This window comes from Lysinibacillus sp. FSL L8-0126 (genome assembly GCF_038630385.1).
Taxonomy (GTDB): Bacteria; Bacillota; Bacilli; order Bacillales_A; family Planococcaceae; genus Lysinibacillus; species Lysinibacillus fusiformis_D.
The window spans coordinates 2917208-2931770 of record NZ_CP152028.1 but is presented as its reverse complement, the minus strand read 5'-3'; the positions used below and the strand labels follow the sequence as shown (position 1 = coordinate 2931770).

At 39.3% G+C, this 14563-nt stretch carries 13 protein-coding genes and 1 other annotated feature; all 13 genes read right to left on the bottom strand.

Translation table 11 applies throughout. The features are described 5' to 3' along the window. Positions 1-4 precede the first annotated feature (4 nt). The 13 genes from MHI34_RS14320 to ccsA all read right to left on the bottom strand — a co-directional run bounded on the left by MHI34_RS14320 (position 5) and on the right by ccsA (position 14438). Positions 5-598 (bottom strand): Maf family protein, encoded by a 594-nt coding sequence (locus tag MHI34_RS14320; RefSeq protein WP_036124089.1) that lies wholly within the window; start codon positions 596-598, stop codon positions 5-7. 98 nt (positions 599-696) lie between these two features. After that, complete coding sequence (locus MHI34_RS14315; protein ID WP_058844888.1) at positions 697-1341, bottom strand: hypothetical protein; 645 nt, start codon at positions 1339-1341, stop codon at positions 697-699. Between the two features lie 199 nt (positions 1342-1540). Next, positions 1541-2791 (bottom strand): folylpolyglutamate synthase/dihydrofolate synthase family protein, encoded by a 1251-nt coding sequence (locus MHI34_RS14310; RefSeq protein WP_101966530.1) that lies wholly within the window; start codon positions 2789-2791, stop codon positions 1541-1543. Further along, the gene (locus MHI34_RS14305; protein WP_180957786.1) at positions 2788-4068 is read right to left on the bottom strand and encodes a folylpolyglutamate synthase/dihydrofolate synthase family protein; all 1281 of its coding nucleotides are present in this window, start codon (positions 4066-4068) and stop codon (positions 2788-2790) included. The genes MHI34_RS14310 and MHI34_RS14305 overlap by 4 nt, the downstream gene beginning before the upstream one ends. Positions 4069-4395: 327 nt before the next feature. Further along, the gene (locus MHI34_RS14300) at positions 4396-4554 is read right to left on the bottom strand and encodes a hypothetical protein (protein WP_230593861.1); all 159 of its coding nucleotides are present in this window, start codon (positions 4552-4554) and stop codon (positions 4396-4398) included. 226 nt (positions 4555-4780) lie between these two features. Beyond that, complete coding sequence (locus MHI34_RS14295) at positions 4781-7426, bottom strand: valine--tRNA ligase (RefSeq protein WP_036124012.1); 2646 nt, start codon at positions 7424-7426, stop codon at positions 4781-4783. Between the two features lie 81 nt (positions 7427-7507). Beyond that, positions 7508-7766: a binding site (T-box leader), on the bottom strand. A gap of 272 nt (positions 7767-8038) precedes the next feature. Beyond that, the gene (locus MHI34_RS14290) at positions 8039-8803 is read right to left on the bottom strand and encodes a hypothetical protein (RefSeq protein ID WP_036124006.1); all 765 of its coding nucleotides are present in this window, start codon (positions 8801-8803) and stop codon (positions 8039-8041) included. Positions 8804-8884: 81 nt separating this feature from the next. Continuing rightward, a complete protein-coding gene (locus tag MHI34_RS14285) occupies positions 8885-9331 on the bottom strand; it encodes an SRPBCC family protein (RefSeq protein WP_036124000.1) in 447 nt (148 codons plus the stop codon). Between the two features lie 307 nt (positions 9332-9638). Beyond that, positions 9639-10931 (bottom strand): glutamate-1-semialdehyde 2,1-aminomutase, encoded by a 1293-nt coding sequence (hemL, locus tag MHI34_RS14280; RefSeq protein ID WP_058844884.1) that lies wholly within the window; start codon positions 10929-10931, stop codon positions 9639-9641. Further along, entirely contained in the window at positions 10932-11912 is a 981-nt protein-coding gene (gene hemB / locus MHI34_RS14275) for a porphobilinogen synthase (protein ID WP_036123992.1), read from the bottom strand. Continuing rightward, the gene (locus MHI34_RS14270) at positions 11909-12670 is read right to left on the bottom strand and encodes a uroporphyrinogen-III synthase (protein ID WP_342503559.1); all 762 of its coding nucleotides are present in this window, start codon (positions 12668-12670) and stop codon (positions 11909-11911) included. The genes hemB and MHI34_RS14270 overlap by 4 nt, the downstream gene beginning before the upstream one ends. Continuing rightward, positions 12660-13592, bottom strand: coding sequence for a hydroxymethylbilane synthase (gene hemC, locus MHI34_RS14265; RefSeq protein WP_342503558.1), 933 nt, complete (start codon positions 13590-13592; stop codon positions 12660-12662). The genes MHI34_RS14270 and hemC overlap by 11 nt, the downstream gene beginning before the upstream one ends. Before the next feature lie 18 nt (positions 13593-13610). Continuing rightward, on the bottom strand, positions 13611-14438 hold the full coding sequence (gene ccsA / locus MHI34_RS14260) for a cytochrome c biogenesis protein CcsA (RefSeq protein ID WP_036123979.1): 828 nt from the start codon (positions 14436-14438) through the stop codon (positions 13611-13613). Positions 14439-14563 lie beyond the last annotated feature (125 nt).

The window sequence follows — 14563 nt, the reverse complement described above, 5'->3', positions numbered from 1 at the left end:
ATACTCACTCCTTCGCAAATTGGATAATTTGTCGTGCTACCAATTGCGAAAACAAAGCTGCAAGTGGTAGACCTACAACATTGTTATAATCTCCTTCAATTCGTTTAACTAATAGTGTGCCTACTGTCTGAATACCATAACCACCAGCTTTATCAAATGGATCTCCAGAATCTACATAGGCTTCAATTAACTCTTGAGATAAATGATGAAAAATAACTGTAGTTTCCTCTACAAAAATCGTTTCTTTTCCATTTGGTTCGATAATTGCTACCGCTGTCATAACAACATGCTTGTTGTCTGACAATCGCTGTAAATGTGAAATAGCTTCCTCACGTGTTTTTGGTTTATGTAGTAGCTCATCCTTGTAAACCACGATTGTATCTGCACCAATAATCGTGGCATTAGGTGCTTTTCTGGCTACATCACGCGTCTTTAATAGAGCCACTCCCTTTACATAATCCTGCATAGTATTGGCTTGTACACTTGTTTCCTCCACTTCACTAGTCATTACTTCAAACGGAAGTGCTAACATGCCCAGTAATTCCTTTCTCCTTGGTGACGCAGAAGCAAGGACAAGCTTATAATTTGTTTTCAACATGATCTGACCATTCCTCCTTATCCTTATGATAACGAAGAATAGACGATTTGAAAATTTTCAAAAAATCAAGATAATGATACTTTCGCGATCTTTTATGCTTAAAACTTCACCTGAAGACATGTATTTTTAGATTGATAATGCGCAAAAACATGCAGTCGAATAATGTTAACATCGTTGGAAATAGTAGAGGCAGCCGCTCCAATTGATTGCCAATCCTCTGGTAATGTAGAGTCCTTTCCATTTTCTTTAAAATTTAATTTTGTAGCTTTTTTGTCTGCTAAGGCTGTTGGCAGTTCTGCAAGTGTTGGTTCCTTACAGCTTGCGCCACTGACAGTAAATGCTTTTTTAAAGGTTGCGGGTTCCTGTAAAAATTCTAGCTGACTTTCTTCTGTTACCATGCTTGTCCATACATAGAATTTTCCATCAACCTGAACAATCGCACTCTCTTTTAATGCTGGGTATTCCGCAACAAAAGAACTGGCACTCTCATAATTCGAATACACACCTGCTTGACTGGCAAAAAACATAGGGGCATTAGATGTATTGGTTGTCTCACCGGCAGTTGGAATCGTCTCTGTTTTTGATTGATTATTTGCTACTTCACTACCATTTATCTTTAACGGTAACTGTGTACTGGCCTGTAACACGCCTAAAAAAATCGCCACACCTAATAAACCAACAAATCCACCAATAATCATTGCTCGAAATATTTGTTTTTTTATCACATGACTTACAATTTTCATGCATCTATCACCTCACCCTTCCACCGATCTATCCAACTAGTAGCGTTGCAAAAATTCGATGACTCAATATGATATAAGTATATGTAGATTACGAAGTGTAAATGCGAGTTAATTGTGATTTGCTACAGAACTGTTGAAAGGAAAACATGGTCTCTAGCTATAAAAAAACTAGGACTCCCTCTCAAGAGTCCTAGTCGGTTTATTCTTTTAATCTATTACGTACCGCTGTTAGTAAATACAATGAGCCAGATACGATTGTTCTTTGCTGACTTAGTGACTGCGCCTGTAAAAAAGGTACATAATCCACAAGGACAGCTTTGGATGCTGCATTGGAAAGGGTTAGCATTTGTTGCGCAGTCATCGCTCGCGGATTGTCAAAATCAACAAAATAAAAATTATCGCTGACCTGCTCAAAAAGGCGGAGAATCTGCTGTACGTCTTTATCTGCTAATATACCGATAACAAATGTTATGCGCTCATTTGGAAACTCACATTGAATCGTTTCCACTAATTTTTCCGCACTTGCTGGATTATGAGCACCATCTAAAATAACACAGGGCATTATTTCTTCAAAACGTCCTAAAATAGTAGCCCTTTGCACTGCCTGACGTATAGCTACTTCACTCGTAGATACATCTAATACAGATGCCACTTCAAAAAATGCTGTAATGGCAAGTGCCATATTATTCGCTTGATGTGTTCCCTTCATAGACCGAGTTAGTTTTGCTATTTGAAACTGTTGCACTACATTGGTATAGCATTCTCCATCAGCTGTTGATTTGACAGTAAAATGTTGACCTAATGCTAGAACATTGGCATTTTTCCGAGCGGCTTCATCATCAACAATACGCTTAGCTTCATCTGGTAAATCACCTATAATGACAGGGCGAGATCGTTTAATAATGCCTGCTTTGTGACGGGCAATATGGGAAAGCGTATCTCCTAAAAATTTTGTATGTTCTAACGCGATGCTTGGGATAATGGAGACAATCGGTGTTACCACATTCGTGCTATCCAGTAACCCACCCATACCTGCTTCAATAAGCGCGATATCCACGTGCTCATTCACAAAATGTAAAAATGCAGCTACAGTTAGTAATTCAAAATCCGTTAGTTTTTCACTAAGCTCTGCCTGTTGCATTTGTTGAAAAACTCGATCCATTTCAGCTTCCGTTATAGGGTGACCAGCTATTTGAATTTGATCATGGACATCCACTATACATGGAGACATAAATTTGCCTACGCGTAAGCCATGTTCTTGAGCAATTGCCTCCAGAAACGTTAACGTAGATCCTTTACCATTTGTGCCTGCTAAGTGGACAACACGCAATGTTTGCTCGGGGTTTCCTACTAAGGACAAGGCCTCTTCAATCGCCTCAAGACCAGGTTTAATCACATCATCGCTTTTGACATGCCATTTTTCTTTATAATGATCAAGTTTTGGAATCATTGTCCTTCCTCCTCTAGCCATTGTCGAACTTCCGCTATAAAGTATAAAGAACCTGTAATGACCACAATATCCTCTTCATGGCGTTCATGTAGTACAGTTTGAACAATTTCTAGCCATTCTTCGTGATGTGTTTTATGTGCATGTGTCGATAACATCGCTAAGCTCTCGGCAGGCATTGCATTGGGCAGGTTTATTTGCGTAAAAGCAATTGAAATCGCCACAGCATCCATTAGCTCTATACTGTTGGCATGATCCTTATCAGCCAATGCTGCATAAATGAATCGATATTGGTTGTTAGGATAGACATCCTTGAGTGTTTGGATTAGGGCAGCTGTACCTTCTGAATTATGAGCGCCATCTAGCACAATATGATTCGGCCATTGCTCGAAACGGCCAGCCCACTGTGCGCGTTGTAGTCCTTGACGAATTGTATCATCAGCAAAGGAAAGGTATCCGTCTTCACGTAATAAAAGTAGAGCCGTAATAGCAAGACTTGCATTATTAATTTGATGGGGACCAGCCATTTTTAAAGGTACATCCATCATCACGACCTGTTCTTTTTTATATGTAAATTGCTGATAATCTGTGCCTTGCTCACTATTTGTCACCGTAAAATCTTGTCCTAAAACGAAGCATGGTGCGTGTCGTTCCTCTGCCGTGGCTTTAATAACAGCTAATGCCTCCTCATTCCTAACTCCTACTACAACTGGTACGCCTCTTTTGATGATGCCTGCTTTTTCACTGGCAACCTTTGCGAATGTATCACCTAAAAATGCAGTATGCTCTAGCGAAATCGTTGTAATAATCGCTAAAAGCGGCGTGACGACATTGGTCGCATCTAAACGTCCTCCAAGCCCTGTTTCAATAATCGCTATATCTACTCCTTGATGGGCAAAATATTGAAACATAATCAGTGTGACTACCTCAAAAAAGCTGGGAAAATCGCCATTGTATTGTTCTTCTATAATTTTGGCTAGTTGATTGAAATAGGCTAAAAATTGCTCATCCGAGATTTGCTTGCCGTTAATAGTCATCCGTTCATTGACTCTCTCCAAATGCGGGGACGTAAATGCTCCTACTTTGTAACCCGCATGTTGTAGCATTTCTCTTAAGGCATTCACCGTAGAGCCTTTGCCATTTGAACCTGCCACATGAATTACACGTAGTTGATTGTGCGGATGACCTAAATGGGCAAGTACTTCTCGCATGAGGACAAGTGGTGCACGTTTATGATCAACTGCTTTTAATGTAAAGATAAATTTTGTACATTCGTTCATTGTGTTAAACAAAAGAAACACTCCCTCTTACTGCAATACCTTTATTTTAGTACAAGTAATGTTTAATAACATCGTTAAATAGCAAAACACTCGAAAAAACACGCTGCTAGCGACTGCGTGTTAGTTTTATTTTTTCAATTAATGTACTTGGTGAGCATCTAATAGAACCCCCATATTGTCAATAGCGGGAGAATATTTGGACGTTGTACTCATTCAAAGGGGTTTTTAACATTTAAATATCGAAATTCGAGCAATACTCATTTATTTTTTGAATCGTTAATAAATCTGTACGTGATAACTGGATACAATTCTGTTGAGGTTTATTTGCTAATAGAGCACACGTCCACTGGCATTAAATAAACGATAATACTTTGCTTCTAATAATTTCAAAAGATTCGTTTCTATCAGTACCCTTGCACTTACAAAATCTAATTCATCACATGCTTTATTGACTTTCGTAATAATTGTGGCAATGTGTCCTGTCAACCTCAACACCTCCACTTTTCATACAATAGGCTCTACAAAAAGGGGGCTAGCCATCCCAATTCACCAAAACATTCAGGTTTTTTATCCTACTGAACGAATGATAACACTAATCTATTAGACTTATTATTTCGAATAACACTATATTTTAACCTAATTACACACATACCTTTTGCTCCATATAAAAAAGAAGCAATGGATGACTTTACAGCCATCCATTGCTTCCTCATTACATATTTTTTAATTCTTCTAAACGTTTTAACACAACAGCATGCTTGCTTTCATAATCTGCTAATTTTTCACGCTCTGCATTGACTAACGCTTCAGGTGCTTTCGATACGAACTTCTCATTTGATAACTTACCAGTAACAAGCTTTACTTCTTTTGCCCATTTCTCTAACTCTTTTTCAAGGCGAGCAATTTCTTCCTCTAAGTTAATAAGACCAACAAGTGGTAGGAACACTTGCGCTCCTGTGACAACAGCCGTCATTGATTGACCTGGTGCCTCTAAACCTTCACCAATTGTGAGGGTATCAGGATTACAGAATTTTTCTAAATAGCCTTGATTCGCTTCAAGAACAGCTACTGTTGCTGCATCTTTCGCTGAAATAAATAGCGGTACTTTTTTGCTCATCGGTGTATTCACTTCCGCACGAATATTACGTACTGAACGTATAATATCCATTAGGAGCTTCATATTATCTGCTTCATCAGCAAAATGAAGATCCGCACGTACTGTTGGCCATGCAGCCACTGTAATCGATTCACCTTCATGTGGTAAGTGCTGCCAAATTTCTTCTGTAATGAATGGCATAAATGGATGTAATAAACGCATTGTTTGATCCAGTACGTAAGCTAAAATAGAACGAGTAGTCTTTTTAGCTACTTCATCCTCACCATAAAGTGGTAATTTCGCCATTTCAATATACCAAGAACAGAAATCATCCCAAATGAAATTGTATAATTCACGACCAACTTCTCCAAATTCATAACGTTCTGCAAGAGAAGTTACACGTTCAATCGTTTCATTTAAGCGTGTTAAGATCCATTTGTCAGCAACGGATTTTTCACCTGTTAAGTCGATTTCATCATAGGTCATACCGTCCATATTCATAAGTGCGAAACGTGATGCATTCCAAATCTTATTGGCAAAATTCCATACTGCCTCTACTTTTTCAGTTGTATAGCGTAAATCTTGACCAGGTGATGAACCAGTCGCTAGGAAATAGCGTAAAGAGTCTGCACCGTATTGCTCAATAACATCCATTGGATCTACACCATTACCAAGTGACTTACTCATTTTACGACCTTCGCCATCACGTACTAAACCGTGAATTAACACATCTTTGAATGGGCGTTGACCTGTAAATTCAAGGCCTTGGAAAATCATGCGAGATACCCAGAAGAAAATAATATCATATCCCGTTACTAATGTGCTGGTTGGGTAATAACGTTTATATTCTTCATTTGCCTCATCTGGCCAGCCCATTGTAGAAAACGGCCAGAGCGCAGAAGAGAACCAAGTATCGAGTACATCTTCATCTTGCGTCCAATTTTCGGAATCAGTTGGGGCTTCTTTTCCTACGTAAACTTCGCCTGTTTCATTATGATACCAAGCTGGGATTTGATGGCCCCACCATAATTGACGAGAAATACACCAATCACGGATATTCTCCATCCAACGAGAATATGTGTTTTCAAAACGAGCTGGGACAAAGTTTACTTTCCCTTCTTCATCTTTTTGAAGCTCGAGGGAAGTGTCAGCAAGTGGTTGCATTTTAACGAACCATTGTGCTGAAAGGTATGGCTCAACAACAGCACCAGAACGTTCAGAGTGACCTACTGAATGCATATGCTCTTCAATACGAATCAGCACGCCTGCTTCTTGTAAATCAGCAACAATTTGCTTACGGCATTCAAAACGATCCATCCCTTTATATTTGCCAGCAAGATCATTCATTGTACCGTCTTCATTCATCACAAGAATGCGCTCTAGGTTGTGACGATTTCCAACTTCAAAGTCGTTCGGATCATGGGCTGGTGTCATTTTTACAACTCCAGTACCAAATTCCTTATCAACATAGTCATCAGCTACAATCGGAATTTCACGACCTACAATCGGTAAAATAACTGTTTTACCAATTAAATGCTGATAGCGCTCATCGTTCGGGTGAACAGCTACCCCAGAGTCACCGAGCATTGTTTCAGGACGTGTTGTAGCAACTTCTACATATCCTGAGCCATCCGCTAAAGGATATTTCATATGATAGAATGCACCTTGCACATCCTGATAAATTACCTCAATATCAGATAATGCTGTTTTCGCTGCTGGATCCCAGTTGATAATACGTTCGCCACGGTAAATTAAACCTTTTTCATATAACTCAACAAAAACTGTTTTAACTGCATCTGAAAGACCTTTATCTAGTGTGAAACGTTCACGTGTGTAGTCTAAACCAAGGCCAAGCTTTGCCCATTGATCACGAATATGTCCAGCATATTCTTCTTTCCATTCCCATGTTTTTTCAAGGAATTTTTCACGGCCTAAATCATAACGTGTAATATTATCCTCACGCAGTTTTGCTTCTACTTTTGCTTGTGTTGCGATCCCTGCATGGTCCATACCTGGTAACCAAAGGGCATCATAGCCTTGCATGCGTTTCATACGAGTAAGGATATCTTGTAATGTTGTATCCCAAGCATGCCCAAGATGTAATTTACCTGTTACGTTCGGTGGTGGAATAACGATGGAATAAGGCTTTTTCCCACTTTCAGGCTGTGCCTCGAAAAATTTCCCTTGTAACCACCATTCATAGCGACCGGCTTCAATGGACTGTGGGTCATATTTAGTTGGCATTGAAATGTTTTCTGTCATCTTGACTCCTCCTATTGTTTGAAGACTATTGGTAAAGAAATGCTGTTCATTTTTTTACCCAATAAAAAAACTCCTCTCGTCTAAAAGGACGAAGGAGTTTTAATTCGCGGTACCACCTTTAATTCCAGCAGCGGTTAAGATCAATGCTAAATGACACATTTTCTCAGCCTTCCCTACTGGCTCTTAATTCGGTAACGGTGTTTAACCGGCTTTAACTACTGTTAGTTCACTAAAGCTGCTCAAGGGCTACCTTCAATTAAGTACAAATAGAAACTTCTCAGCTACCGTTTCCTCTCTGAAAATGTAGACATAATTTACTCTTCCCTATCATAGCATCTGTATTTGATTTTCCTTATTGTACCGCAGAATCGTGTCATTTTTCAAGTGATTTAGTCATCTTTTAGTAAGAGTAAAGTAAATAGAAAAGGAAGTGACAATTCAATGCGTCGACGCAAGTATAACCCTTGGCTTTTACCTCCTTGGCTACGACAAGTTCGTTTTTATTGTAGAACCATTATTGTGCCAATTTGTGCTTTTCAGTTTATCCGTGTCATTATTGTGCCAACATCAGGCGATTTAGTCTTCTTATTGCTCCTACTACTTCTCTGCTATTTACTTTTGAAAGACATCATTTGAAACACGGACTTTAAGCGGTGTATACTCTTCTGTTAGGTCCCAAATCATGGAAGGCACTTCATGCCAAGTGCTGGATTCACGTACAACAATATGGCTTGAGGATTCTCTCATTACTATCTTTTGGTCAACTGTTGTAGAGGTCTCTTGGCGTGAAGCTGCTGCTACTGCGGTAGGTTGTTTCACTTGAACACTTTCCTCGATCACAGCCATTTTTTCTTCTTGATCGAAAGCATGAGCCATTAGGTGTGGATTGTCTAAAGTATCATTTTCAACAACGGGTTCATATTCGTTAAAAATACTTGTAACTGTCCACTCAAGCTGACACATCTGATTCGACAGACTAGGGCGAATATCTTTGACCATTAAATCTTTGACATCCGATTCTTTTGGTAAATCCACATGTAAAGGGACAGCATACTCAAAATAACCAGTATCTCCTTGGACATCAAGGGCATCAATTGTAATTAAATTATCATCACCTGTAAATGCTTGCATATCTTGAAAATCAAAACGAACATGTGCCGTAATATGGTAGATGCCCATTAATCGAAGTGAATCCTCTAACTGCATGGCTTGCCACTGTGGTTTAATTTGTACAGCAGCTAATTCTGTTGGGCAACCATATCCAGGAAAACAAAATGTTTCTCGCATATTCCAAGTTTTTTGTTCGATAATAATCCCTCCCTTTGCATCATATGACGATTTAAAGGATAGTATGCTAGTGTGTTTCAAGTTGAACATAATTATAAATAGATACTACTAGAAAAATGGCATGCTAGAATATTACTTCTAGCATGCCATTTTCATGGATGTTCTTATCATTTAAACATTGACTAATTTAATTTTATTAGCTACACGATCTGTTAGCATTTGTGTTGCCTTTGGTACAATCGGTTTAAAAATCGGATTTAACACAGGGCCAGCTAAGCCGCCAGCAACGACTTCTAAAAAACCTGTCATTTTTGTGTTTTCAGCATCAATGCTTTCTGCAAGGAAATAGCCATTTCCAGTGAAATTATCAGAAAGACCCTTTAATTCGAATGTAACTTTTGATGGTGCTACCCATTCTAAAATTGTAATTTCTACTTGTACCGTTTTTTTCAAAACGCCAACATTGCCTTTAAAAGTCCATGTTGAATGTTTGTCATCAATCATTTCGTGTGTATTATAACCTGGGACAAGCTTTGCCCATTTTTCCATATCACTGACGAATTCCCATACATTATCAATTCCTACGGGTACTTCGACCATGTGTGTGCCAGTTGCCATATTAATTCACTACTTTCTATTATGAATAGCTATATTATAAACGATATCGCCCACAATTTGGCCATGCTGAAAGATATAATTTTAACAAAAACAGGTCCTTCATCCAGTATAGAAGTTCTTATTTGCTAGTTAATATATGCTATACTTTCTCTTTTGCTCATTCATTGCTCAAGTACTAGAATGACTTCCATCATAGAAAACCATTAATCGTAAGCGCTTGCGGTTTTCTGCCTCTGTCGCTTCACTTTAAGCTGAATTAAGCTAAAAAAGGCACGCTAGATTTGTTTCTAGCATGCCCTAAACTTTGTTATCTTGCTAATTGTGCAAATACTTTATGGAAGGCATCCACTGTTTTAGCAATATGTTCTTCCGTATGTGCTGTGGAAATAAATAATCCCTCAAACTGAGAAGGTGGTAGGAAAATCCCTTCCTCTGCCATCAGGCGGAAGTATTCAGCGAATAATTGTAAATCAGATGATTTAGCAGAAGCAAAATCAATAACATCTTCATTCGTAAAGAAGAAACCAATCATAGAACCAGCACGATTAACTGTGTGCGGAATATTGTATTTTGTTGCGGCTTCACGGAAACCTGCTTCCAGCAGATCACCTAATTTTTTAAAGTAATCATACGTACTATGGTCTAAGCGTGATAACGTTTCGTAGCCGGCTGTCATCGCTAATGGATTCCCAGATAGTGTACCTGCTTGATAAATAGGGCCAGCTGGTGCTACTTGCTCCATAATCTCTTTTTTCCCAGCAAACGCTCCTACTGGCAGACCACCACCGATTACTTTTCCTAAAGTAGTTATATCAGGCGTGACATCAAAATAGCCTTGTGCACAGCCATAATCTACACGGAAACCTGTCATAACCTCATCAAAGATTAATATTGCACCGTGCTCCGTTGTAAGGGCACGTAGACCTTCTAAGAAACCTGGCTGTGGTGGTACAACCCCCATATTCCCTGCAACTGGCTCCACAATGACTGCTGCTAGCTCTGCACCAAATTTCTCGAACACCGTTTTTGCCCCTTCTAAATCGTTGTAGGCAACTGTTAACGTATTTCGAGCGATATCTGCCGGTACACCAGGGCTGTCAGGTAAGCCTAATGTGGCTACACCAGAGCCAGCCTTAATCAATAAGGAATCACCATGACCATGATAAGAGCCTTCAAATTTTAAAATCTTATCACGTCCAGTAACACCACGAGCTACACGTAAGGCAGACATAGTAGCCTCTGTTCCTGAAGAAACAAAGCGAATCATTTCCATACCTGGCAGACGATCTAAAACTAATTGAGCTAAACGATTTTCTGTATAGCTTGGCGCACCAAAGGAAGAGCCTTTTGCTGCTGTGTCAGCAATTGCTTTCACTACCTCTGGATGAGTATGGCCTAAAATCAGTGGCCCCCAAGATAATACATAATCAATATATTCGTTGCCATCAATATCTTTAATAATAGCACCGTGGCCAGATTCCATGAAAATCGGATCCATATTTACTGATTTGAATGCACGTACTGGGCTACTAACGCCACCTGGCATTAATTGAACAGCTTCAGCATAAGCTTGCTTTGATTTTTCGTAAGAACGTGTCATTTATTTCTCCTCCAACCAACGTGCAGCATCTTTTGCATGATACGTAATGATTAAATCAGAGCCTGCACGTTTCATACCTAATAATGTTTCAAGCACAACTTTTTTCTCTTCAATCCAACCATTCATAGCAGCCGCTTTAATCATTGCATATTCACCTGAAACATTATACGCAACAAGCGGTAATGGATAGTTATTTTTCATATCTCGAATAATATCTAAATAGCTAAGGGCAGGTTTTACAATTAAGAAATCTGCGCCTTCTTCGATATCTGACTCTGCCTCACGGAAAGCCTCTAAACGGTTCGATGGATCCATTTGGTAGGACTTCCGATCACCAAATTGCGGTGCACCATCTGCAGCGTCACGGAACGGACCATAGTAGCTAGATGCATATTTGACTGCATACGACATGATTGGAATATGCTCGAATCCTGCTTCATCTAGACCAGCACGGATTGCTGTAACAAAGCCATCCATCATATTAGATGGAGCAATAATATCTGCACCAGCTTTTGCTTGTGACACAGCTGTACGGGCTAACACATCTAATGAAGGGTCATTTAAAATCTGATCGCCTTCAATTAAGCCACAATGTCCATGGTCTGTAAATTCACATAAGCATGTATCGGCAATGACTAATAGCTCAGGATGACGTGCTTTAATAAGTCGTGTCGCTTCTTGAACAATGCCATGATCATGGAACGCACCTGTTCCAACAGCATCTTTTTCAGCTGGTAAACCAAATAAAATAACCGCAGGAATTCCTAATGCTACAACCTCATCAATTTCAGCTTCTAGTTTATCCAATGAAAATTGAAAAACGCCAGGCATTGAATGTACTTCATTTTTAATATTTTCGCCTTCAATTACAAAAATAGGATAGATCAGGTCCTCTTTATGTAAGTATGTTTCTTTTACCATTGATCTCATCGTTGCATTAGCACGCAAACGACGATGTCTTTGAAATTGTAGTTTTGTCATGATTTGTCCCCTACTTTCATAATTTCTTCGATAACTGCTTGCATGGTATATACACTTGGCATAATCTCCACAGTAGCACTATATTGTTCAAGAGCCGCTTCCGTAATATGACCAATGGCTGCAATACGAGTTGCTCGCCAGCCAACATGTGATGCTACATCCCTTGCATACACATCAACAGCTGATGGACTAGCAAAAATGACCGTGACATCTTGATGTTGCTCGATGCATTTGAGAATAACTGAGGTTTGATCATGTCGTTCCCTCGTTTCATAAACAGTCCACTCTTTTACTTCAAAGGGCAGTCCATCCTTCAGCGTACTTTTCGCCTTCTCTCCACGAATAAACAAACATCTCGGAAGATTACCTGCTACACTCGGAAATTCTTGGACGAAAATATCAGCACTAAATACAGAAGGCATAAAGCTCACTTGAAATCCTAGCTTTTCTAATGCTGTCGTTGTTTTTGTTCCAATGGAAGCAATTTTCCCTTGGAAGTGATCGGCATTCAAATGATGCCGCAGCATTTTACGAGCAAAAGCATCGACAGCATTTTGACTCGTAAAAATAAGCCAATCAAATTGATTCGCACAATTCAATCGTTCAGCATCATGATTGTCTAATCGTTCGCATGTTTCAATTAATGGGGCAATGATGGCATGGCCACCTAAAGCTGTTATATTGTCGACAATGGTTGTTGTCTTAGATGTCCCCGTTAAAAGGATCGTTTTACCTTTTAGAGGTAAATTACTTGGCATCTTGCTCTGCCTTTACACGTTGAATCAGTTCGAAAGCGCCCTGTTCTGTTAAAATAGCAGCCAGCTCTTCCCCAATTTTTTGTGCGTCTGTTCCTACTACTGTTTCCTTATACAAAACAGAAGCATCTGGAGCTGCGACAAGGCCAGTTAATGTCATTTCGCCCCCATTTGAAGTGGCATACCCAGCGATTGGTACCTGACAGCCACCATCCATTGCTGCCAAAAAGGCACGTTCCGCATGTGTCTCTTGCCAAGTGGATGGATCCGTTAATTTTCCTAACTCAGCTAATAGCTCCGCATCATCTCCACGACATTCAATACCAAGAGAGCCTTGCGCTACTGCTGGCAGACAATGTTCTACAGGTAAAAACTCTGTGACTACATCATCACTCCAGCCAAGACGTTTCAAACCAGCGGCTGCTAGAATAATTGCATCATATTCCTCTGTCTCCAACTTAGCTAAACGTGTATCAACATTTCCTCGAATCCATTTAATCTCGATATCTGGGCGTACTGTTAATAGCTGTGCACTGCGACGTAATGAACTTGTCCCAACTACCGCTCCCGCAGGAAGTTCTGCAAATTTAACATGACCTTTCGAAATAAAGGCATCACGTGCATCTTCACGTGGAGGAATGCAACCAATCACTAACCCTTCTGGCAACACAGCAGGCATATCTTTCATAGAATGCACAGCAAAATCAATTTCTTTATCGTAGAGGGCTTGCTCAATTTCTTTTACAAACAATCCTTTTCCCCCTACTTTTGAAAGCTGCACATCTAAAATTTGATCCCCTTTTGTTACGATCTCTTTTACTTCAAATTCGAATGGGGCACCAGCCGCTTTTAATTCATTAATGAACCAATTTGTTTGAGTTAGCGCTAGCTTACTTCTCCTAGAACCTACAATAATTTTTCTCAACAGTCTCCAACCTTTCTTCTAATACCATAAATGGAATCGCGATAAACTACTTCCTAGGAAGAAGTTCACAACAACTAATAGATAGGCATAAATATGTACCCATGCATAAGTTGTTCCTGTCAGCTTGCTTTTGCGATTCACATATAGGATAAAGCAATACAAAATTAAAATAATGAAGGACCCTATGATTTTCGAATCGAAAATCGAAAGACTCTCTAATGTTAATAGTGCCCATTCAAACCCTAATATTAAACTTATAAATAACATCGGAATCCCAATAAAAAATGAAATATTCATCCAGCTACTCGTTTGCTGTAGGGATGGTAATCTTGTCCATAAATGTGTCCACTTTTTCTTTTTCAGTAAACGATATAGAACGAGATACAAAATGGCAAACACGAATGTTAAAGTGAACGCTGCATATGACAGTATCGCAAATGATATATGAATAAAAAGCATTTCCGAAATTAATGTCTCTCCGACGGCTCCTGTAGGGCGTTTAGGCATAAATGTAAAGATACTAGCGAATAAAAATCCTAGTATATTAATAATAAACACCGGTAAGTCCACCTTCGCAATACAGTGAAGGATAATCGATAACGTCACAAGTAACCAGGAATAAAATAAAATTCCCTCGGACAAGGATAGAATCGGAAAACGCTTTGTTTCCACAAATGTTAAAATAATAATGGCACTTTGAATCACCCATACAAATGAAACAAGCCAAAAAGCAATGCGTCTTGCTCGTACTTGCTTATAAAAATAATCAGTAAAGTAAAAAACTAGACTGATCGCATACAAGACGATCATCACTTCATATAGTCTCGTCATGGTCAAATCAGCCAATAGACATCCCTTCTTTGTAGTAAAATGGTCAAGCTAGTATCTCTCAGAAAACAAAAAAACGTTTTCGTATCCTTAGTTTACCATACAGATACGAAAACGCCTCTTGTAATATCAGTAGAGAATCC